18 protein-coding genes are annotated in these 20812 nt (G+C 71.0%); 11 read left to right on the top strand and 7 right to left on the bottom strand.

The window, feature by feature from the left end; translation table 11 throughout:
• The first annotated feature begins 2 nt into the window (after window positions 1-2).
• The 4 genes from ybeY (at window position 3) to BM396_RS03060 (ending at window position 4613) form a co-directional block, all read left to right on the top strand.
• Window positions 3-482 carry an rRNA maturation RNase YbeY gene (gene ybeY, locus BM396_RS03075; RefSeq protein ID WP_043383933.1) on the top strand — a complete coding sequence of 160 codons (480 nt, stop codon included), beginning with the start codon at window positions 3-5 and terminating at the stop codon, window positions 480-482.
• 36 nt (window positions 483-518) lie between these two features.
• Window positions 519-1652 (top strand): hemolysin family protein, encoded by a 1134-nt coding sequence (locus tag BM396_RS03070; RefSeq protein WP_043383936.1) that lies wholly within the window; start codon window positions 519-521, stop codon window positions 1650-1652.
• Between the two features lie 76 nt (window positions 1653-1728).
• Entirely contained in the window at window positions 1729-3372 is a 1644-nt protein-coding gene (gene lnt / locus BM396_RS03065) for an apolipoprotein N-acyltransferase (protein ID WP_244538796.1), read from the top strand.
• Window positions 3369-4613 carry an MFS transporter gene (locus BM396_RS03060; RefSeq protein WP_043383942.1) on the top strand — a complete coding sequence of 415 codons (1245 nt, stop codon included), beginning with the start codon at window positions 3369-3371 and terminating at the stop codon, window positions 4611-4613. The genes lnt and BM396_RS03060 overlap by 4 nt, the downstream gene beginning before the upstream one ends.
• On the opposite strand, the gene BM396_RS03055 is transcribed toward BM396_RS03060, so the two are convergent.
• Complete coding sequence (locus BM396_RS03055; RefSeq protein ID WP_043356545.1) at window positions 4565-5041, bottom strand: cupin domain-containing protein; 477 nt, start codon at window positions 5039-5041, stop codon at window positions 4565-4567. The genes BM396_RS03060 and BM396_RS03055 overlap by 49 nt on opposite strands.
• Window positions 5042-5126: 85 nt before the next feature.
• On the bottom strand, window positions 5127-6716 hold the full coding sequence (locus BM396_RS03050; RefSeq protein ID WP_043356544.1) for a catalase: 1590 nt from the start codon (window positions 6714-6716) through the stop codon (window positions 5127-5129).
• Between the two features lie 133 nt (window positions 6717-6849).
• Here BM396_RS03050 and BM396_RS03045 point away from each other — a divergent pair, with 133 nt between their 5' ends.
• The 5 genes from BM396_RS03045 (at window position 6850) to ilvA (ending at window position 12499) form a co-directional block, all read left to right on the top strand.
• Window positions 6850-7785 carry a LysR substrate-binding domain-containing protein gene (locus BM396_RS03045; RefSeq protein ID WP_043383364.1) on the top strand — a complete coding sequence of 312 codons (936 nt, stop codon included), beginning with the start codon at window positions 6850-6852 and terminating at the stop codon, window positions 7783-7785.
• Between the two features lie 93 nt (window positions 7786-7878).
• Complete coding sequence (locus BM396_RS03040; protein ID WP_043383384.1) at window positions 7879-9369, top strand: argininosuccinate lyase; 1491 nt, start codon at window positions 7879-7881, stop codon at window positions 9367-9369.
• Between the two features lie 110 nt (window positions 9370-9479).
• Entirely contained in the window at window positions 9480-10538 is a 1059-nt protein-coding gene (locus BM396_RS03035) for an AbrB family transcriptional regulator (RefSeq protein ID WP_043383361.1), read from the top strand.
• The gene (locus tag BM396_RS03030; RefSeq protein ID WP_043356538.1) at window positions 10535-10882 is read left to right on the top strand and encodes a diacylglycerol kinase; all 348 of its coding nucleotides are present in this window, start codon (window positions 10535-10537) and stop codon (window positions 10880-10882) included. Before BM396_RS03035 ends, BM396_RS03030 begins: the two co-directional genes overlap by 4 nt.
• Window positions 10883-10906: 24 nt before the next feature.
• Window positions 10907-12499 (top strand): threonine ammonia-lyase, biosynthetic, encoded by a 1593-nt coding sequence (gene ilvA, locus BM396_RS03025; protein ID WP_075379635.1) that lies wholly within the window; start codon window positions 10907-10909, stop codon window positions 12497-12499.
• Window positions 12500-12592: 93 nt separating this feature from the next.
• Here the strand turns inward: ilvA and BM396_RS03020 are convergent, their stop codons facing one another.
• The 3 genes from BM396_RS03020 to BM396_RS03010 form a co-directional block, all read right to left on the bottom strand.
• Complete coding sequence (locus BM396_RS03020; protein WP_081948678.1) at window positions 12593-13252, bottom strand: MgtC/SapB family protein; 660 nt, start codon at window positions 13250-13252, stop codon at window positions 12593-12595.
• A gap of 82 nt (window positions 13253-13334) precedes the next feature.
• On the bottom strand, window positions 13335-14273 hold the full coding sequence (locus BM396_RS03015; protein WP_043383350.1) for an EcsC family protein: 939 nt from the start codon (window positions 14271-14273) through the stop codon (window positions 13335-13337).
• 25 nt (window positions 14274-14298) lie between these two features.
• Window positions 14299-15687, bottom strand: coding sequence for an AmpG family muropeptide MFS transporter (locus BM396_RS03010; RefSeq protein WP_043383348.1), 1389 nt, complete (start codon window positions 15685-15687; stop codon window positions 14299-14301).
• A gap of 234 nt (window positions 15688-15921) precedes the next feature.
• Between BM396_RS03010 and BM396_RS03005 the strand changes: the two genes are divergently transcribed.
• Window positions 15922-16968: a histidine kinase dimerization/phosphoacceptor domain -containing protein gene (locus BM396_RS03005; protein ID WP_043356531.1), complete on the top strand. Its 1047-nt coding sequence runs from the start codon at window positions 15922-15924 to the stop codon at window positions 16966-16968.
• 57 nt (window positions 16969-17025) lie between these two features.
• Window positions 17026-17454: a response regulator gene (locus BM396_RS03000; RefSeq protein WP_043356529.1), complete on the top strand. Its 429-nt coding sequence runs from the start codon at window positions 17026-17028 to the stop codon at window positions 17452-17454.
• 37 nt (window positions 17455-17491) lie between these two features.
• Here the strand turns inward: BM396_RS03000 and mutS are convergent, their stop codons facing one another.
• Both mutS and BM396_RS02990 read right to left on the bottom strand, forming a co-directional pair.
• Window positions 17492-20209 carry a DNA mismatch repair protein MutS gene (mutS, locus tag BM396_RS02995; protein WP_043383346.1) on the bottom strand — a complete coding sequence of 906 codons (2718 nt, stop codon included), beginning with the start codon at window positions 20207-20209 and terminating at the stop codon, window positions 17492-17494.
• Between the two features lie 130 nt (window positions 20210-20339).
• Window positions 20340-20633 carry a hypothetical protein gene (locus BM396_RS02990; RefSeq protein WP_043356526.1) on the bottom strand — a complete coding sequence of 98 codons (294 nt, stop codon included), beginning with the start codon at window positions 20631-20633 and terminating at the stop codon, window positions 20340-20342.
• Between the last annotated feature and the right edge of the window lie 179 nt (window positions 20634-20812).

Here is a 20812-nt window from a genome sequence, read left to right as displayed (position 1 = left end):
GCATGCCGCACGCGATCGATCTCGCCGTCGAGGACGCGCGCTGGGAGACGGCGATCCCGGACCTCGAAGCCCGGGTCACGCGCGCCGTGGAAGCCGGCCTCGCCATCGCCCCCGACCGGCCGGACGGACCTGTCGAGGTCAGCATCCTGCTGGCCGACGATGCCGCGGTGCAGGACCTCAACCGGACCTGGCGCGGCAAGGACAAGCCGACCAACGTCCTGTCCTTCCCCGCCGCTCCGCAGCCGGTGCATCCCGGCGTTCCGACGCCCCTCGGCGACGTGGTCCTTGCTTACGAGACCCTGGTGCGCGAAAGTGCGGAGCAGTCGAAGCCGCTCCAGAATCACCTCGCCCATCTGCTCGTCCATGGCATCCTGCATTGTCTCGGTCAGGACCACGAGATCGGCGAGGCCGAGGCCGATGCCATGGAAGCCCTTGAGGTCGCGGCTCTCGCGACGCTGGGCATCCCGGATCCCTATGCCTGAGCGCGCGACGCCCGATCGACCCCAGACCCGAGAGACATGAGCAACGATCGAAGTCGCGGCGCGGCCCTGGCCGCGCCCAGTTCCACCGAGGGTGAATCCCCGCATCGGGAGCCCTGGTACGACCGCCTGCTCCAGGCACTTCATCTCAAGCCGCGCGATTCGCTGCGCGAGGGTCTTGAGGAGGCGCTGGCGGAGCCGGATGCCGGCGAGAGCGGCCTCACGCCGCTTGAGCGTGTCATGCTCAAGAATGTCCTCGGCCTGCATAAGGTGCGCGTCGACGACGTGATGGTCCCCCGGGCCGACATCGTCGCCGTGTCAAACGACACGAGTCTCGGTGACTTGCTCAAACTGTTCCGCACGGCCGGTCATTCCCGGCTGCCGGTCTATGGCGAGACCCTCGACGACCCCCGCGGCATGGTCCACATCCGCGACCTCGTCGATCACATCGCCGCCAAGGCCGAGCCGGCCCGGCGCAGTGCCGCCGCGGTCGTGAAGCCCGCAGAGACCGTGGTCGACGGTACCGCGGATGCGGCGGCCGCACCGCGGCCGCGCCGACCGGCTCCAAGGGTTCCGCGGGGCCTGGACCTCGGAAAGGTCGACCTGACGACGACCCTGGCGGCGACGCGCATCCAGCGGCCGGTCCTGTTCGTCCCGCCCTCCATGCCGGCGATCGACCTGCTGGTGCGCATGCAGGCGACCCGCACCCACATGGCGCTCGTCATCGACGAGTATGGCGGCACCGACGGGCTGATCTCCATCGAGGACCTGATCGAGGTCGTGGTCGGCGACATCGAGGACGAGCACGACGTCGCGGAGGACAGTTTCGTCCAGCGCGTCGACGGCGAGGGCGAGGTCTTCGTGGCCGACGCGCGCACGCCGCTGGCCGAGGTCTCCGAGGTGACGGGCGTGGACCTCGTGGCGGCGGTCGGCGAGATGGCCGAGGAGATCGATACGCTGGGCGGCATGATCGTGACGCTGGCGGGCCGCGTCCCGTCGCGGGGCGAGCTGATCGCCGGTCCGGGCGATCTCGAATTCGAGGTGCTCGACGCCGATCCGCGGCGTCTGAAGCGCCTGCGGTTCCACAAGGGCGCGGCGCGGATCGGGACCGTCGTGCCGCTCGCCCTGCCCCCGCCATCGAGCCCCCCGGTCGCCGAGACGCCGCACCCGTGACGGTCGTGGCGTGACGGGTCTGGCGGACGGTTTCGCCCGGTCGCCCGCAGCGGCCGGTGCATCCATGCGCGGGCCGATGCGGGATCCCCTGCCCGATCCGGAGCGCGCGCATGTGCCGGGCGCCGTGCTGGCGATCACGCATCTGACCGGCTGGCGCCGCCTCGGGCTGGCGTGGTTCGCGGGCGCGCTCGGCGCGCTGGCCATGCCGCCCTACGGGATCCTGCCGGCCCTTGCCCTGTCCCTGACAGTCGCGGTCTGGCTGCAGGACGGGGCCGCCTCCGGGCGGACCACCCTCCGGCGGTTCTGGCCCTGCTTCCTGGTCGGATGGGCCTGGGGCTTCGGCTACCTCACCGCCGGACTCTGGTGGCTGGGCCAGGCCTTCCTGGTGGAGGCCGACGAGTTCCTCTGGGCCCTGCCCTTGGGCGTGGTCGGTCTGCCCTTCGCCCTCGGCCTGTTCTACGGCGCCGGGTTCGGCGCCGCGGGCCTGCTGTGGAGCCGGGGCGCGGCGCGGATCGCCGCCCTCGCCTTCGGGCTCGGCGCCGCCGACTGGCTGCGCGGCCACGTGTTCACGGGCTTTCCCTGGAACACCCTCGGGATGGCGCTGGCCCAGAATCTCTGGCTGATGCAATGGGCTGCCGTGATCGGGCTCTACGGCCTGTGCATCCTGGCCGTGCTCGTCTGCGCCGCACCCGCGACCCTCGCCAACGGCGGGGGGCTCCGCGGCCGGTTCGGGCCGAGCGCCGCGGCCGCCATCCTGCTCGCCGGCCTGGCGCTCTACGGGGCCGAGCGTCTCGGCCCGCCCGATCCGGTGGTGGCCGGTGTCCGGCTGCGACTCGTCCAGCCCAACCTGCCTCAGGATGCCAAGTTCAGGCCGGAGAACCGGACCGACATCGTCGACCGCTACATCGAGCTGAGCCAGCGTCCGACGGAGGCCGGAGCGCCGGAGCCGACCCACATCGTCTGGCCGGAATCCGCCTTCCCGTTCCTCATCCAGCGCGATCCCGACGCCCTGGCCAAGGTCGCGGCGGGGCTGAAGCCTGGGCAGGAGCTGATCACCGGCGCGGCCCGCGCCGAGGAGCCGCTGCCGGGCGAGCGCCTGCGCTACTTCAACGCCGTCATGGTGATCGGGTCCGACGGCAAGATCTCCGACAGCTACGACAAGGTCCACCTCGTCCCCTTCGGAGAGTACCTTCCGGCGCCCCTCGACGCCGCCCTGCGGGCCGTGGGGTTGCGCCAGTTCGTGGCGATACCCGGCGGGTTCTCGGCCGGGACGCTCGCCGGGCAGCGGATCCTGGCGGTTCCGGGTCTGCCGCCGGTGGCGGCGACCATCTGCTACGAAGCGATCTTCCCGGGCGCGATCCTACCGGCCGGGCGTGCTGCGCCGTCGCCGCAGCCGCCGGGGCTGATCCTGAACGTCACCAACGACGCGTGGTTCGGCGACACGCCCGGTCCGCGCCAGCACCTCGCCCAGGCGCGCCTGCGCGCCGTCGAGGAGGGAATGCCCCTCGTGCGGGATGCCAACACCGGGATTTCCGCCGTGATCGATCCGCATGGCCGCATCGTCGCCCGCACCCGGCTGGACGAGGAGACGTGGCTCGACGCAGATCTGCCCGCACGCATCGTCGGCGGCACGCTCTACGGTCGGTTCGGCGATGCCGCCTTCGCGCTGATGCTCGCCGCCTGCCTCGGCGGTGCCGTGGTCGCGCGGCGGCGGCCGTGAGCGCGGAGCGCGCCACCGCGAATCGGTTCCTGCTCGGACTCGCGCTGATGCTGGTGGCGTTCAACCTGCGTCCGGCGCTCAGCACGGTCGGCCCCCTGCTGGCGACGATCCGGGACGGGACGGGCCTCGGTGCCGGGGGCGCCGCCATCCTCACCACGCTGCCGGTCCTGTGCCTGGGCATCGCCTGTGCGGTGGCCGCGCCGCTGATCCGCCGGATCGGGCCCGACCTCGCCGTGCTCGCGGGCTCGACGATCCTGGTCGCCGGCTTGGCGCTTCGCGGCCTGGGCGGTCTCGTGCCGCTCTTCGCCGGAACGGCGCTGGCCGCGATCGGGATCGGCCTCGACAACGTCCTGCTGCCGGCTCTGGTGAAGCGTGATTTCGCTGCCAGCGGCGGCCTGATGACCGGCCTCTACACGATGACCCTGTGCCTCGGCGCGGCCGCGGGCGCCGGGGCGGCGGTGCCGGTGGAGCACGCCCTCGGGGGCGGCTGGCCTTCCGCCCTGGCGATCTGGTCCCTGCCGGCGCTCGCTGCCGCCTTCGTGTGGATCCCCTTCGCCCGCCGGACGACCTCGACCGCCGCGCCCTCCGCCGGGCGGTTGCTCCGCGACCCGCTGGCGTGGTGGGTGACGGGCTTCATGGGCCTGCAATCGTCGCTCGCCTACATCCTGTTCGGCTGGCTGCCGCTGCTGCTGCAGGGCCGTGGTCTCACGCCGCTGGATGCAGGGCTTTACGCCTCGTTGACAACCCTGGTTCAGGCGCCCGGCGCGCTCCTGACCGCCATGCTGGCCGCCCGCGCCCGCGATCAGCGGGCCTGGATCGTCGCCATCCCGGGCCTCACCGCCGTGGCGTTCCTGGTCCTCGCCTTCGGCGCGGAATCCTTGCGTATTCCCGCCGCCGGCGCACTCGGCTTCGGGATCGGGGGCTGCTTCGGCCTGGGTCTCACCCTGATCGTCCTGCGCGCCGCCGACGCGGCGAGCGCCGCAGGACTCTCGGCCATGGCGCAGGGCATCGGCTATACGGGCGCCTGCCTGGGGCCGCTGGTCTTCGGCCTGGCCCATGAGGCCACGGGCGGCTGGGGCGTGCCGGGTGCCCTGTTCGTCGCCATCGCCGTCGCGGCGATCCTGATCGGTCAAGCCGCCGGCCGCGACCGCAAGGTCTGCGCGGGCGAACCCCAGGCGCGGAACATTGCGGCTCAGCCGCTGACCTCGCTCCAGGCCGCGAAACCGGCCAGCGGTTCCTGATCGTAGCGCGCCATCAGGTCGGCCATTGCCGCCCGATCCGAGAGACGCCCCGCCGCGGCCAGCCGGGCCAGCCCCTCGAAGAAGCCTTCGCGGCCCAGCGCCGGCGCGAAGCTCAGCGTGAAGCGCACCGGCCGGTCGCTGCGATTGGCGAAGGCGTGGGCAATGCCGGGCGGGATCAGCGCGAAGTCGCCCGGCCCGAGGTCGTGATCCGCGCCGTCGACATGAAGGGCGAGCCGGCCCGCCTCGACCGAGAAGGTCTCGGTCAACCGGGCGTGGCGGTGCAGCCCGGCTCCCGGCGTCCGTGGATCCATCTCGACCCGATAGACACCCATGGCGTCGGCCGTCTCGTCGCTGCGCGCCAGATAGAAGATCCGCATGCCGCCGATGACGGCGTTCGGGCCAAGCCCTCGATGCACGACACTCGCCATCGCCGTCCCCGCCGGAGGTTCAAACAAGAACCCCGCGCGGCCGGATGACCGCGCGGGGCTTCGATGGGCGGCGGACCCGCGACGCTTACTCCGCGGCGACCCGGTGGGCCTGCGACCCGTCCGTGTAGGTCTCGGACTGCAGGCGCTTGCCGGGAGCGGCGCGCCCCGGCAGCGGCGGAAGCGCCTTGGCCTTCTCCAGGTCGATCCCGGCGCCCTCGGCGACGCGGCGGCCGTAATCCTCGTCGGCGTGCCAGAAGTGCCAGACCATCCGCAGCTGGATCGGCTCCGGGCACTGCTTCATGTCGGCGACGAGGTTGGCGATCAGGTCGTCGCGCTCCCAATCCGCGAAGGAGCGGTAGCGCACGCCGGCCTGCGTGTAGTCGTCCTCGGTGCGCGAGGTCTGGTAGCGGCCGAGATTGCCCTGGACCGGCTGGTGATAGTCCTTGGCGGGCTTCGGCGCCTCGCGCAGGCCTTCGGCCAGGGTCGAGGGCTCGTAGTTGATGTGCTTGTTCGGGCCCGTCCCGTCCACCGTGTAGGCCATCTGGCCGTCGCGCTGGTTCGAGTAGACCTTCACGCCGGGCTGCGGCGCGTTGATCGGCAACTGGAGGTAGTTGGCCCCGACTCGGTAGCGCTGCGTGTCGGAGTAGGACAGCGTCCGGCCCTGCAGCATCTTGTCGTCCGAGAAGTCGACGCCGTCGACGAGGACGCCGGTGCCGAAGGCCGACTGCTCGACCTCAGCGAAGAAGTTGTCCGGCACGCGGTCGAGCACCATCCGGCCGCAGGGCAGCAGCGGGAACTGGTCCACCGGCCACAGCTTCGTGTCGTCCAGCGGGTCGAACGACAGGTGGTCGTTCGGGCCGTCCGGCATGATCTGCACGGCGAATTCCCACTCGGGGAAGTTGCCGGCCTTGATGTTGTCGTACAGGTCGCGGGTCGCGTGGCCGACATCCTTGGCCTGGATCTCTGAGGCCTGCTGCGAAGTCAGGTTCCGGACGCCCTGCTTGGGGATCCAGTGGAACTTGCAGAGCACCGCCTCGCCCTGGTCGTTGACCAGCTTGTAGGTGTTGACGCCCGAGCCTTCCATCTCGCGGTAATTGGCCGGGATGCCCCAGGGCGACTTCAGGTGCGTCACCATGTGGATCGACTCGGGGTGCTGGGCCACGAAGTCGAAGAAGCGCCACGCCTCCTGGCGGTTCGTCACCGGATCCGGCTTGAACGCGTGGATCATGTCGGGGAACTTGATCGCGTCGCGGATGAAGAAGACCTTGAGGTTGTTGCCCACGAGGTCCCAATTGCCGTCGACGGTCTTGAACTTCACCGCGAAGCCGCGCGGGTCGCGCTCGGTCTCCGGGCTCTCCTTGGCGCCGGCGACGGTGGAGAAGCGCACGAACATCGGCGTCTTCACGCCGGTCTCGGTGAGCACGCGGGCGCGGGTGTACTTGGAGGCCGGCTCGTCGCCGATCTTGCCGTAGGCCTCGAACCAGCCGTGGGCACCGGCGCCGCGGGCGTGGACGACGCGCTCGGGGATACGCTCGCGGTCGAAGTGCGTGATCTTCTCGATGAACTGGTAGTTCTCGAGCGTCGCCGGGCCGCGCTCACCGACCGTCCGGGTGCTCTGGTTGTCCCGGACCGGATGGCCCTGGCGGGTGGTCAGGATCGGGCGTTGATCGCTCATGCGTATCGTCTCTCCGTTCAGCGAAGGCTCTCGGAGGCCGAGGCCAGCCTGGAACCGTTCTGGAAAAAGGTTATGACCCCGGCATGACCTCGAGGCAAATGCATCGTCACAAAGGTTCTGATAGATACAGCCTATGAATCTGGCTGGCCTCTCCCTCCGGGATCTCGAATATGTCGTCGCGGTGGCCGACGAGGGGCATTTCGGCCGGGCCGCCGAACGCTGCAATGTCAGCCAGCCGACGCTGAGCGTGCAGATCCGCAAGCTGGAAACCGCGCTCGGCCTGACTTTGTTCGAGCGGTCGAACCGGCGGATCCTGCTGACCGAATCGGGCCAAGCCATCATCCGGCAGGCACGCGTCGTCCTGGCGGAGGCGCAGCGGCTGCTGGCCCTCGCCAGGGAGGGCCGCGGCTCGCCGCTCACCGGGCGCCTCATCCTGGCGGCGATCCAGACGCTCGGTCCCTACTTCTTCCCGCTGGTGCTGCGACCGCTGCGCGAGCAGTACCCGCTGCTGACGCTCTCTCTGTCGGAATCGCGGACCGCCGACATCGTCGAGGGCCTGCGCGACGGCCGCATCGACGCGGCCCTGGTCTCGCTTCCGCTGCCCTCCAACGGTCTCGCGGTCTCGCCGCTCTTCGTCGAGCCGTTCTGGCTCGCCTGCCCGGCCGAGCACGCCCTGGCCCGGGGCGGCGCGCTCTCGGCGACCGAGATCGCAGGGCCGGACCTGCTGCTGCTCGATGAGGGCAACTGCCTGCGCGACCAGACGATCGCGGCCTGCGGCGCCGGCTCGTCGGTCGGCCGCCATGCCACCAGCCTGGAGACGCTTCGCTCGATGGTGGCCGCCGGCGCCGGCTACACGCTGCTTCCGGCCCTCGCGGTGCCCGCCAGCCCCGATCCCAGCGGCCTGACGGTCACCCGGGCCTTCGATGTCGACGGTCCCGGCCGGACCATCGCGCTGGTCTGGCGGGCGAGCGATCCCCGCGCCGCGGGACTGGCGAACCTCGCCGCCTTCTTCCGGGCGCACGCGCCGCCCGGAACCACGGCCTGCCGGGGCGACGACGCTGTGGCGTGAGCGGCGGTGTCGCGGGCACCTGGCCCCGCTGTGATGAAGACGGTCGCGCTTGGCGCGTCTATCAGGACTGATCAGGGCATGGGGAACGGGCCGATGCGGCGCAGGATGATCGGGGCAATTCTGGCGCTGCTCGCCCCCCTCGGCGCCCACGCCGCGCCGACGGACAGCTTCGCCCGGATCGATCAGATCAACCGGGCCTCCCTGGTGATGACAGCCGAGACCGGTATCGTCCCGCGCCCCCTGGCCGCGACCATCGCCCGCGCGCTCGATCAGGTCGCCGCCGACGCCGCCAAGCCCGGCGCGGAACGGCCGGACGACTATCTCCGGATCGAGCCGCTGATCACCGCCATTGCTGGCCCGGAGGCCACCCGGATGCATTCGGGGCGCAGCCGCCAGGACATCATCCCGACGGTGCTGAAGCTTGAGCAGCGCGACCGCCTCCTCGCCCTCGCCCAAGCCCTGGACGAGACCCGGGGGGCCTTGCTGGCCGTGGCCGACCGCGAGGCCAACACGATCGTCCCGGCCTATACAAACGGCGTGCAGGCCCAGCCAACGACGCTCGGCCACCTCTATCTCGGCTACGCGGCCGTCCTTGCCCGCGATGCGCAGCGCCTCCGCGAGGCCTGGGCGCGGCTCAACCTGTCACCCCTGGGCGCGGCCGCCCTCGGGACGTCGAGCTTCCCGGTGGACCGCAAGCGCCTGGCCGAGCTGCTCGGATTCGATGCGCCCGTGGAGAACAGCTACGATGCCGGCCAGCTCGCGCCGATGGATATGGGCCTGGAATTGACCGGGCTTTCCGCGACACTCGCCACCACGGCCGGCAGCTTCGCGCAGGACCTCTACGCCCAGTATCACCAGACCCGGCCGTGGATCCTGCTGCGGGAGGGGGCGCTGACCGGGCCGAGCAGCATCATGCCGCAGAAGCGCAATCCCGTCGCCCTCTACGGCCTGCGCATGAAGGCGAGCGACGTGGTCGGGGCCGCGCAGGCCTTCGTCATCATGGCGCACAACGTCGATTCCGGGATGCCGGACTACAAGCGCAACCAGGCCGAGCCGCCGGGCCGGACGCTCGCCGAGGCCGCCGAGCTGTGCCGGCGCTGGACCCGCGTCCTCGACGGGCTGGTCGTGGACCGGGCGCGGGCCGCCGACGAGGTCGCCGCCGACTATTCGACCACCACGGAACTCGCCGACACGCTTCAGCGCGAGGCGGACGTGCCGTTCCGGCTCGGCCACCACTTCGCCTCCGAGCTGGTGAGCTACGGCCGCAGCCACGATCTGCGGCCCGCCGATCTCCCGTTCGCGGAGGTGCGGCGGATCTACGCCGAGGCCGCCGCCGGGACGGGCCTGAAGCCGGACCTGCCCCTCGACGAGGCGCGTTTCCGGGCGGCCTTGTCGGCCCGGGGCATGATCGACGCGGCTGCGGGCCTCGGCGGCCCGCAGCCCGCTGAGGTCCGGCGCATGCTGGCCCGCGCCCGGGAGCGGCTTGAGGCCGATCGCGCATGGCGCGATGACCGCCGCAAGGGCCTGGCCGACGCCCGGGCACGCCTCGACACCGCCTTCGCCGCCCTGACCCACGAGCCCTGACGATTGCGCGGGGCGGCCGTGTCGAAACTCTGCCGTGACAGGGCCAATATTGCGCTATAGCGCGCGCCTGACGCCTGCCGTCTGAAGCGGGCCTCTCCCGATCGGTCGCCTTGCTCTCTCTCCGCATCCTCGGCCTCTGGGCCGCCCTCGCCGCCGCGTCCGCGGCCGTCTCATACGGCCTGATGCAGGCGCAGTTCCCGGCCGCGTTGCTGCTCGGGCCGATGATCGCGGCCATCGCGTTCGGGGTCGGCGGTTCGCGCCTCCGCGTACCCCGGGCCGCCTTCCAGGCCTCCCAGGCGGCGATCGGCTGCCTCGTGGCGCATGCGGTCACCGGGCAGATCGCCCAGACCCTGGTGGAGGACGGGCCGCTCATCGTCGCGGTCGTGCTGGTCACCGTCGCGGTCAGCGGCTTGGTCGGCTGGATCCTGACCCGCCTGCGCGTGCTGCCCGGGACCACCGCGGCTTGGGGATCGTCCCCCGGCGGCGCCTCCGCCATGGTCGCCATGGCCGAAGATTTCGGTGCCGATCCGCGCCTCGTGGCCTTCATGCAATACGTGCGCGTCGCGGCCGTGGTGTTCTCGGCCTCGCTGGCCGCCCGCTTCCTGATGGAGACGCCGGTTCCCGGGGCCTCGGCTGGCGTCGCCGAGGTGACCGGTCCGCTCTCCGTCTTCGCGACGCTGGCCGTCGCCATCGTGGGCGCGGGCGCGGCGCTCGCCCTGCGGGTGCCGGCCGGCGCGCAGGTCGGCCCGATGGTGCTCGGCAGCCTCCTCCACGCCACCGGGCTCGTGCGCATGGCGCTGCCGGTGCCCCTCCTCGAACTCGCCTATGCCTGCATCGGCATCTATGTCGGCCTGCGCTTCACCCGGGAGACGCTGCGCCTGACATTCACCGCCCTGCCCGGCATCCTGGCGGCGACCTTCTCGGTCATCGCCCTCTGCGCGGCCTGGGGCTGGGGGCTGACGCTGCTGCTGCCCATCGACCTGCTCACCGCAGTCCTCGCCACGAGTCCCGGCGGCCTCGATTCGGTGGCGATCATCGCCGTCGGCTCGAAGGCGGACGTCTCCTTCGTGCTGGCGGTCCAGACCCTGCGCCTGTTCGTGGTGCTGCTCACCGGTCCGCTGCTCGCCAAGTGGATCAGCCGGTCCGTGCCGGAGACCGCCATCCGATGAACGCCCTGGTTCTCGCCTTTCTGAATTCTTGGCGCGGCCTGCGCCACGGCGCGCGCACCGAGCGGGCCGTGCGGCAGGAACTCCTGCTCCTGGCTCTCGGCGTGCCGGTCGCCCTGTTCCTCGGCGCGACACTCTGGGTGCGGGTCGCCCTGATGGTCAGCCTGCTGCTGATGCTGGCCGCCGAATTCCTCAACACCGCCGTCGAGAAGCTCTGCGACCACGTCCATCCGGGGCATCACCCGATGATCGGTACGGTGAAGGACCTCGCCTCCGCCGGCACCTTCATGGCCCAGATGGCGGCGCTGCTCGTGTGGGTGGCGGCGCTGGTCGAGCGGCTGGGCTGACCTGCCGCGCGTGGGCGCGCTCGCATCCGCGGGCCGGAGGGTCTATCTGGCCGGCACAGCCCCGCGCATCGGCCGAGACTCCACACCGTGACGGACTACATCCGCAAGATCCTCACCGCCCGCGTCTACGACGTGGCGATCGAGAGCCCACTCGACCCGATGCCCCGGCTGACGCAGCGGCTCGGGCGGCCGGTCCTGCTGAAGCGCGAGGATCTCCAGCCGGTCTTCTCGTTCAAGCTGCGCGGCGCCTACAACAAGATGTCCGGCCTGAGTCCGGACCAGATCGCCCGCGGCGTCGTCTGCGCCTCGGCGGGCAACCACGCGCAGGGCGTGGCGCTGGCCGCCGCCAAGCTCGGCGCGCGCGCCGTGATCGTGATGCCGCGCACCACCCCGTCGATCAAGGTCGATGCCTGCCGGGCCCGGGGGGCCGAGGTCGTGCTGCACGGCGACGCCTTCGACGAGGCGCTCGCGCAGGCCAAGACCCTCGAGGCCGAACAGGGCCTGACCTTCCTGCACCCCTTCGACGATCCCGACGTGATCGCCGGCCAGGGCACCATCGGCAAGGAGATCCTGGAGCAGCATACCGGCGCGATCGAGGCGATCTTCGTGCCGGTGGGTGGCGGCGGCCTCGCTGCCGGCGTCGCCACCTTCGTGAAGTATCTGCGGCCGGGCACCAAGGTGATCGGTGTCGAGCCGGAGGACGCCGCCTGCATGGCCGCGGCACTGGCGGCCGATACGCGGGTCAGCCTGCCCAGTGTCGGCCTGTTCGCCGACGGCGTCGCCGTGCGTCAGGCCGGCGAGGAGACCTTCCGGCTCTGCCGCGCGCATCTCGACGAGGTCATCACCGTCGATACCGATGCCATGTGCGCGGCGATCAAGGACATCTTCGACGACACCCGCGCGGTGTCGGAACCCTCCGGGGCGCTGAGCCTCGCCGGCGCCAAGCTGTATGCCGAGCGCGAGGGCGGTGACGGCACGCTGATCGCCATCTCCTCGGGGGCGAACCTGAATTTCGACCGCCTGCGCCACATCGCCGAGCGCGCCGAGATCGGCGAGCAGCGCGAGGTCCTGATCGGCGTGACGATCCCCGAGCGCCCCGGCGCCTACCGCGCCTTCATCAACGCCCTCGGACCGCGGGCGATCACGGAATTCAACTACCGCCATGCGCCGGGCTCGGAGGCGCAGATCTTCGTCGGCATCAACGTCAGCGGCGGCAAGCGCGAGAAGCAGGCGCTGATCGCTTCGCTGCGCGAGGCCGGCTATCGCGTCCTCGACATGAGCGACAACGAGATGGCCAAGGTCCATGTCCGCTACATGGTCGGCGGCCGTGCCGTCGGGGTCGCGCACGAGCGGCTGTTCCGCTTCCAATTCCCGGAGCGGCCCGGTGCGCTGATGAAGTTCCTCGACGCCCTCGGGCCGGATTTCGACATCACGCTGTTCCACTACCGCAACCACGGCGCCGATTACGGCCGGGTGCTCGCCGGGATCGCGGTGCCGCCGCCCGAGCGCGCCCGGTTCGACGCCGCCATCGACGCCCTCGGTTACCCGGCCACCGACGAGACCGAGAACCCGGCCTACCGCCTGTTCCTCGACGGCGAGGGCGCCGGGGCGGCCTGAGTCGCCTCAGCCCAGGCTTTCCCTGGGGGCTCTCGTCGCGCGCCTTCGAGTCACGTCGCTGTTCTCATGATCGAGGGGCAGCGTCGGGCACGATCAGTCCTCGGCCACCTCCACCGACGCGACATCGGGCATCGCCCGAAGCTTTGCCGCGATGGCCTCGAAGCTCGTCCGGGACAGACGCACGAACGTGATCGTCACCTCCTCGTGGTCCGAATCAGGACCCGGATGGACCGTGAAGGTCCGGACCCGTGAGGCCCGCTCGCCCGTCGCCGCCTGCACGGTGTCGAGCGACATCGCGCCTTTTCGGGCGGTCAGCCGGAGGGTCTGGGCGCGCATCCGGTCGCGCCAGCGCTGCTCGAAGGGCTTCACACCCGCCAGGATGCCGACGATGAGTGCCGTCGCGGCCAGGGCCGGCACGTAGAGGCCGCTGCCGATCGCCAGCCCGATCGCGGCCACCCCCCAGAGACTGGCCGCCGTGGTGAGACCCTTCACCACCTCGCCGCGCAGCAGGATCGTCCCCGCTCCGAGGAAGCCGATGCCGGAGACCACCTGCGCGGCTATTCGGGAGGGGTCGAGCACCACGTGGGCGGTGCCCAGCACGTCGGCGAATCCGAAGGCCGAGACCAGCATGATCAGGCAGGAGCCGACACAGACCAGCATGTGGGTCCGCAGGCCTGCGGCCCAGAGCAGGCGCTCGCGCTCCAGGCCGATCACGCTGCCGAACAGGGCCGCCAGCGCCAGCCGGGCCACCATCTCGCCGTTGCCGATCAGAGCCGCCTCCGTTTCTCCGCCCCGTGCGGATGGCGCGGATCCTTGCGGCTTTGCCGTGGGCGGATCAAGCGATCCCGAGGGCCGCCTTCTCGACTTCGTAAGCGGCCCGCACCGTGGCGGCCCCGTAGGACCGCTCCAGGCGCCGCACCGTGAAATGCGCGCGGGCGGCCGACTGGAAATGGTTCATGAAGGCCGTGTTGACCGCCGCCCCGCCGAAGGCGCCGAGGATCGGCACCGCCTGCGCGGCGACCTTCTGGGACACGACCAGACCGAAGCGCGCGGCGATCTGTGCTGTGAAGCGGATCAGCGCCGGGGCCGACTGGTCGAGGAGCGTCTTGCTGCCGGCATAGCGAGCCGCCTCCGACAGCGTCTTGGCCAGGGCCGCGCGGACGGCGAAATAGCCGCTCTCGGTGAGCGCCGCGCCCGCCTCGGTCTCTGCCGTGGCCCGGCCGCCGAGGGCGAAGACCTGGACGCAGGCGAGCGCCCCCTCGGGGGTCTCGAGATCCTCGCCTTCCTCCCGGGCGATCTCGGCGATGGAGCGCAGCATCAGCGTGGTCGAGACCGGAAGCTCGACGGCCAGCGTCGCGAGGCCGAACGCGCCTCCGACCGCGCCGGACAGTGCCGCCATCGCCTTGTGCTTGGCGTCGCCCGAGCCGAGGAGCTGCGCGAACCGGCTCTCGGCCTTGGCGGCGACGGAACCGAGGCCCTCCCCTTCGGCCGGAACGAGTTCCCGGCGCGGCAGCGTCGCCAGGGCGACGCGCAGCGCCCCCCGCATGGCCGCCTCGGTGCTGCGGCTGACGGCTTCGGTGACCGGAGCCGGCAGCGATCGGCCGATGATGTCGAGGGGCGCGCCGGCCGCCGCGGAGAGCCGCCCCGCGAGGCTCGGACGCTCCAGCACCTGCACGGCGCGGCGCAGGGCGGCGAGGTCCGCGTCGCTCAGCGTCTTTTCTGGAGTCGCCGCCGGCAGCGTCTCGCCGGCTAAGGTGAGGTCGCTCGTGCTCATCCGTGAATCCCTGGATCTGTCGTGCTCACGCCGCCCCTGGCGCGCGCGCCGTGGTAGGAAGCTCGGGCCCCGGGATGCGGTTCCCCGCCTCCTGCGCATCCCGCGCCGGTGCCGCCGCGGCCTCCGCCTGCCCGGTCCTGCGCCCGACCGCGACGCAGAGCACCAGGACCGGGATACCCACGAGGGAGGTCATGACGAAGAAGGCCGGATAGCCGATCGCCGCGACCACGAAACCCGACGAGCCCGCGATCAGCTTGCCCGGCAGCGCGTAGAGCGAGGAGAACAGCGCGTACTGCGTCGCCGCGTAGGCCGGGCTGGTGAGGCTCGACATGTAGGCGATGAGCACGATGCCGGCGAAGGAGCCGCAGAAATTCTCGATCGAGATGGCGACCGTCAGGCGCCAGATCTCGGGCGCGCCGGCCGCCAGCCACGCGAAGGCGAGGTGCGAGGACGCGGCCAGGAAGGCGCCCAGCAGCAGCGTGGGGAACAGGCCGAGCCGGGCCAGGGCCCATCCGCCCGCGAACCCGCCCGCGATGCCGACCCAGATGCCGTAGAGCTTGGTGACGGTGGCGATCTCCTTCAGGTCGAAGCCCAGCGTCCGGTAGAGCGGGCTCGCCATCACGCCGGACAGGAAATCGGGGAGCCGGAACAAGGCCACGAGCAGGAGGATGCCCCAGAGCGCGCCGCCGAACCGGCCGTGCAGCTCGGTGAGCGGCTCCAGCACGGCGCGGCGCATCGACCAGAACCGGGAGCGGCCGGGCGTCTCCGCCTGAACCGTGCGAGGCCTGTCGAAGGCCGGGGCCAGCAGGGCGGCGATCATCCCGACCAGCATGAGCGCCGCCATGATCAGGTAGGCCAGCGTCCAGCCCCCCGCCGAGGCGATGAACAGCGCGCCCGCGCCGGCGGTGATCAGGCCGAGGCGGTAACCGAGGTTCGAGGTCGCCGCCAGGATACCCTGGAAGTCGCTGCCGGCGGCGTCGATGCGCCAGCCGTCGATCACCACATCCTGGCTCGCCGCGCAGAAGGCCACCAGGAAGGCCCCGAGTCCCAGGAGCGCGAGGTTGGTCTTCGGATCCGAGAAGGCCATCAGGGTCAGGCACAGGGCGACCGCGGCCTGCGTGGTCACCATCCAGGCCCGGCGGCGCCCGAGGCGGGCACTCAGCACCGGAACGTTCAGCCTGTCGATCGCGGGCGCCCAGAGGAACTTCAGCGAGTAAGGCAGCGCCACGTAGCTGAACAGGCCGATCGCCCGCACGTCGATGTCCGAGAAGGCGAGGCGGAGCGTGAAGGTGCCGAGGACCAGGAGCAGCGGCAGGCCCGAGGAGAATCCGAGAGCCAGCATGAGCACGATCCGCCGGTCCTCGACGATGTCGCGGAGCCGGAAGCGACGCATCGCCTGTGGCTGGTTCGCCATGGCATGGAACTCCTGAGCCTTCGTGGCCTTGATCTCGCGAAATCGTGGCAGCCTTACGCCGCACCGGTTTTCGCTGGATCGTGATGTGTTGCGCCTCAATCTTGGTAGAAGCTTGCTTAACGCGGTGTCCACGTCCCACGGATCGCGGCGTGTTGGAGGCGCCGCCGGACGAACGGGCACGCCGCCCAGTCGTGGAATGATGCGTTGAGTCTCCGATCCGAGTCCGCTCCGCCGTTGGCGACGCTCGTCGACGCGTTCGCGCGCAGCCCGTCGCCCATGGTGATCACCGATGCCCGCGCTCCGGACAACCCGATCGCCTGGGCGAACGACGCATTCCTGCAGGTGACAGGCTACACCGCTGACGAGATCGTCGGGCGCAACTGCCGGATGCTGCAGGGTCCGGCCACCGACCGTTTCACGGTCGAGCGGATCCGCTCGGCCGTACAGGCCGCGGAGCCGATCTCCGTCGAGCTGCTCAACTACCGGAAGGACGGGACGACCTTCTGGAACGCGATGACCATCACGCCGGTGAACGACGCCGAGGGTCTCGCCTTCTTCTATGCCGCCCAGGCGGACATGACCTATGTCCACCAGATGGAAGTGTCGATGCGCGGCACCAACGACGAGCTGGAGCGCCTCGTCAACGCGCGGACCCAGGATCTGACCACCGCCCTTGAGCAGAAGACGGCCCTGCTGCACGAGGTTGATCACCGGGTTAAGAACAATCTTCAGGTGATTTCCTCGCTGATGCTGCTGAAGGCCCGGCGAACGCCCGAGGGCGAGGCGCGGGACGCGCTCCAAGGCATGGCCGAGCGGATCGGCGCGCTCTCGACAGCCCATCGGATGCTGTATTCCGAGGGCGACTGCACGCATTTCAACCTCGGCGACTTCGCGGCCGAGTTCCTGGCCGACATGAATGCCGGCCTGGATCCGGAGCGGCGCCGGGTCGAGGCCGACGTCGAGTCGATCGCCGTAGCTGCCGCGATGGCGGCGCCCCTGGCCCTGATGATCCACGAACTCACGGCAAACGCCCTGCGCCACGCCTTCCCGGGCGAGCGGGAGGGACGCGTGTCGATCGTCGCCCGCCGCACCGAGAGAGGGATGCATATGACGATCCGCGACGACGGCGTCGGTGTCGCCGCGGCGGCTCCGAATCCGGCCGGCTTCGGGCGAAATCTGGTGGAGATGGTGGTCCGGCAGATGCGCGGGACCATCGCCTGGGCGGATGCCGGTCCGGGCACGACCGTCGACATCGATATCCCGCTCCAGCAGCCGGCTTGAGAAATCGACGTGCAGGCTTCAAGCTCGGCGGCCACGGGGCCGGAGGACGATGAACGCATGGGGACCGGGAACGCCGCCGCGCTCCGCATCCTCGTGGTGGAGGACGAGGCCCTGATCGCCCTCGAGCTGGAATGCCTGCTGGACGATCTCGGGCATGTCACGGTCGGTGTCGCCGGCAACGCCACCGAGGCGATCGCCATGGGCCGCTCCACCGCGCCCGACGTTGCGCTCGTGGACATCCACCTCGTCGACGGTCCGACCGGAATCGACGTCGCCAGGGCGCTCTCGGCCGACCGACGCACCACGGTGGTGTTCATGACCGCCAACGCCAAGCGCATTCCGGCGGATTTCGCCGGGGCGATCGGCGTGATCGCGAAACCCTATTCCGAGCGCGTCGTGGCCAGCACCCTCGACTACGTGGCCGATCGCCGGGCCGGTCGCCACGGGCCGGCCTGTCCGGACGGGTTCTCGCCCGCGCCCGTCTGACGCGCGTCGAGGCGCGTCGCTACGGGGCTTCGCCGTCTCAGCTTCGCGTCGCTCGCTCGCGCTTCAACCGGTAGAGCGCATCCAGCGCTTCCCGCGGCGTCAGGGCGTCGGGGTCGATGGCGTCGAGGAGCGCACCCAGCGGGTCCTCCTGCGGCGGCTCCGGCGGCGGTGGTGGCGCGAGGGCGGCAAAGAGCGGCAGGTCGTCGATCCGCGCGCGGGCGGGGCGGCCCATCTCGGCCTTCTCGAGACTCTTGAGGATCGCCCCGGCCCGGGTCACGACGCTGCCCGGCAGACCTGCGAGCCGCGCCACCTGCAGACCGTAGCTGCGCTCGGCGACGCCGGGCACGACCTCGTGCAGAAACACGACGCCGTCCCGATGCTCGGCCACCTTCAGGGTCGCATTGTCCAGCCGCGCCAGCCGGTCACCGAGGGCGGTCAACTCGTGGAAATGCGTCGCGAAGAGCGCCCGACAGGCATTCACCTCGTGGAGATGCTCCAGGCACGCCCAGGCGATCGACAGGCCGTCGAAGGTCGCGGTGCCGCGGCCGATCTCGTCCAGGATCACCAGGGAGCGCCGGGTCGCCTGATTCAGGATCGCGGCGGTCTCGACCATCTCGACCATGAACGTCGACTGGCCACGGGCGAGGTCGTCCGCGGCGCCGACCCGGGAGAACAGCCGGTCGACCCGGCCGATGCGCGCGTCCGCAGCCGGCACGAAGGCGCCCATCTGGGCGAGCACGGCGATCAGCGCGTTCTGGCGCAGGAAGGTCGATTTGCCGCCCATGTTCGGGCCGGTGATCAGGCGGATCCGCCCGCGGGTATCGCCCGACAGGTCGCAATCATTGGCGATGAACGGCTCGCCCGCCCGGCGCAGTGCCGCCTCGACCACCGGATGGCGCCCGCCGACCACGACGAAGCTCAAGGACTCATCGACGACGGGCCGGCGCCAGTCGAGTTCGACGGCGAGTTCGGCGTGGCTCGCCGCCACATCGAGACCCGCGAGGGCCTCGGCCACCTCGGCGATGGCCTCGGCCTGAGCCAAGACGCGGGCCGCGAGGTCGTCGAAGACGGCCGCTTCCAGGGCGAGCGCCCGGTCGGAGGCGCCCGAGATCTTCGACTCGAGTTCGCCCAGTTCGACGCTGGTGAAGCGCATGGCGTCCACCATGGTCTGGCGGTGGACGAACTCGCTCTGGAGACCCTTCAGGCAGGCCTCGCCGACGGATTGCGGAACCTCGATGAAAAAGCCCAGGAGGTTGTTGTGCTTGATCCGTAGGGTCCGGCAGCCGGTCTGCTCGGCGTAGCGCGCCTGCAAGGCGGCAATCACCTTGCGGGAATCCTGGCCCAAAGTTCGCGCCTCGTCGATCTCCGGATGATAGCCCGCCCGCACGAAGCCGCCGTCGCGCCGGCTCAGCGGCAGATCGTCGGCCAGCGCCGCCGCCAGGGTGGCGATGAGATCCGGGTTGGCCTCCGCCAAGTGCTCGGCGAGCCGGGCGAGATCCTCCGGGAGGTCGGGAATCGCAGCGAGTCGGGCGCCGAGATCCGCCGCCACGGCGAGGCCGTCGCGGATGGCCGCGAGGTCGCGCGGTCCCGCACGGCCGAGGCCGGTTCGCGACAGCGCCCGGGCGAGGTCGGGGGCCCGCGCAAGGGCGTCGCGCAGGCTGCCGCGCAGGCGGCCGTCCTCGACCAGATGGGCCACCGCCGCGTGCCGCCGGGTAATGGCGTCGAGATGGGTGAGCGGGCCGGCCAAGTGCTCGGCCAGCAGCCGGGCACCATTTGCCGTTACGGTCCGGTCGATCGTGGCGAGCAGACTTCCCGTCCGCTCGCCCGACAGGGTGCGGGTGAGTTCGAGATTGGCGCGCGTCGCCGCATCGATCGCCAGGGTCGCGCCGCCATCCTCGCGGGTCGGAACCGAGAGCGGGGGTCGCGCGGCGAGCTGCGTGCGGGCGATGTAGAGCAGCGCGGCCCCGGCCGCCGCGATCTCGGCCCGGGTGAACTGGCCGAACCCCTCCAGGGTCGAGACTCCGTATTGCTCGCGCAGGCGACGTTCGGCGGCCGCGGGCTCAAGCTCGGCCTGGGCCAGGGGCACGATCGCGGCGCGGCTCTCCTGCCAGATTCGCGCGAGGGCCGGATCGGCGTGGATCGCCTCCGACAGGACGATCTCCCGCGGGTCGTGCCGGGCGATGGCACCGGACAGGTCGCCGCCCGCGACCTCGCTCAGGGAGAAGCGGCCGGTGGAGATGTCCACCGCGGCGAGGCCGTAGGCGACGGCACCCTCCCCGGTCTTCCGGCGGCCGATCGCCAGGAGCAGATTCGCCCGGGCCGGGTCGAGGAGCCGATCCTCGGTGATCGTGCCGGGGGTGACGAGCCGCACGACCTCGCGGCGGACCACGGATTTCGGCCCACGCTTCTTGGCCTCGGCCGGATCCTCGGTCTGCTCGCAGACCGCCACCCGGTGACCGAGGGCGATGAGGCGATTCAGATAGTCGTCGGACCGGTCGACCGGCACGCCGCACATCGGGATTTCGCTGCCCGCGTGCTTGCCGCGCTTCGTCAGGACGATGCCGAGCGCCCGGGACGCGATCTCCGCATCCTCGAAGAACAGCTCGTAGAAGTCGCCCATCCTGTAGAACAGGAGGCAGTCCGGATTCGCAGCCTTGATCTCGATGTATTGCGCCATCATCGGCGTGGCGCCGGCCGGGTCCAGACCGGGCATGGGCGTCGTATCGGCGGCGGGGCGGACGGCGGTTCGGGCCATGCCGCCTCTTAGCAGAGCGTCGACGGCGAATCAGGCCGATCAAGCCGACGCAGCTGGGGAGAAGGCGTATCGCCGGTGGATGGCGCCCGGATCCGACGCACGCAGCGCGGGTCCGAGCGCCATTGGGAACTCAGTGGCGCGGGCCGCCCGTGGTGTTGCCGAGCTGCTGCTGGTAGCCGGGGCGCGACGGATTGCGGGCATTCGGGTCGCCGTGGCGCATCGTGTTCATGCGCCGCATCCGGCGGTGGTGCCGGGCCGAGTGATGGCGGTGCATGCGGTAATGCCGATGCATCGCAACGGTCTCGACCATATCAGATCCCGTCAGACCGGGCTGCGCCATCGCCGGCGCGGCCTGCGACGCGACGGTTCCGGCCAGAAGGCCACCGAAGACCACACCCGCGGTTAGAAAAGAACGAACAGACATCGTGGAGTAGCTCCGATCAGCTTCTATGAGCCACCAGCTAAGAAACAAGTGATCGTAATGTTCCGGATCACGGCGTTAAAAATAATACCCGTTCTTTGGACGGCGTGCGGACCGATGCGGCGGCCGTCGCGTCTCCGGGCGGGACGGTGCCGGGATCGGCGATACCCGTCCGTGCATTG

Source organism: Methylobacterium sp. UNCCL125, from assembly GCF_900116795.1.
In the GTDB taxonomy this organism is placed as follows: Bacteria; Pseudomonadota; Alphaproteobacteria; order Rhizobiales; family Beijerinckiaceae; genus Methylobacterium; species Methylobacterium fujisawaense.
This window is presented reverse-complemented; position numbering and strand designations above follow the sequence as displayed.

Excerpts from the sequence above, each read along its gene's own strand:
- BM396_RS03050 (WP_043356544.1), bottom strand. The coding sequence starts at position 6,716 with ATGAGCGATCAACGCCCGATCCTGACCACCCGCCAGGGCCATCCGGTC.
- BM396_RS03040 (WP_043383384.1), top strand. The coding sequence starts at position 7,879 with ATGCGGCGCAGGATGATCGGGGCAATTCTGGCGCTGCTCGCCCCCCTC.
- BM396_RS03015 (WP_043383350.1), bottom strand. The coding sequence starts at position 14,273 with ATGAGCACGAGCGACCTCACCTTAGCCGGCGAGACGCTGCCGGCGGCG.
- BM396_RS03070 (WP_043383936.1), top strand. The coding sequence starts at position 519 with ATGAGCAACGATCGAAGTCGCGGCGCGGCCCTGGCCGCGCCCAGTTCC.
- BM396_RS03045 (WP_043383364.1), top strand. The coding sequence starts at position 6,850 with ATGAATCTGGCTGGCCTCTCCCTCCGGGATCTCGAATATGTCGTCGCG.
- BM396_RS03010 (WP_043383348.1), bottom strand. The coding sequence starts at position 15,687 with ATGGCGAACCAGCCACAGGCGATGCGTCGCTTCCGGCTCCGCGACATC.
- BM396_RS03020 (WP_081948678.1), bottom strand. The coding sequence starts at position 13,252 with ATGGTGGCCCGGCTGGCGCTGGCGGCCCTGTTCGGCAGCGTGATCGGC.
- lnt (WP_244538796.1), top strand. The coding sequence starts at position 1,729 with ATGCGGGATCCCCTGCCCGATCCGGAGCGCGCGCATGTGCCGGGCGCC.
- ybeY (WP_043383933.1), top strand. The coding sequence starts at position 3 with ATGCCGCACGCGATCGATCTCGCCGTCGAGGACGCGCGCTGGGAGACG.
- BM396_RS03000 (WP_043356529.1), top strand. The coding sequence starts at position 17,026 with ATGGGGACCGGGAACGCCGCCGCGCTCCGCATCCTCGTGGTGGAGGAC.
- BM396_RS03030 (WP_043356538.1), top strand. The coding sequence starts at position 10,535 with ATGAACGCCCTGGTTCTCGCCTTTCTGAATTCTTGGCGCGGCCTGCGC.
- BM396_RS02990 (WP_043356526.1), bottom strand. The coding sequence starts at position 20,633 with ATGTCTGTTCGTTCTTTTCTAACCGCGGGTGTGGTCTTCGGTGGCCTT.
- mutS (WP_043383346.1), bottom strand. The coding sequence starts at position 20,209 with ATGGCCCGAACCGCCGTCCGCCCCGCCGCCGATACGACGCCCATGCCC.
- BM396_RS03055 (WP_043356545.1), bottom strand. The coding sequence starts at position 5,041 with ATGGCGAGTGTCGTGCATCGAGGGCTTGGCCCGAACGCCGTCATCGGC.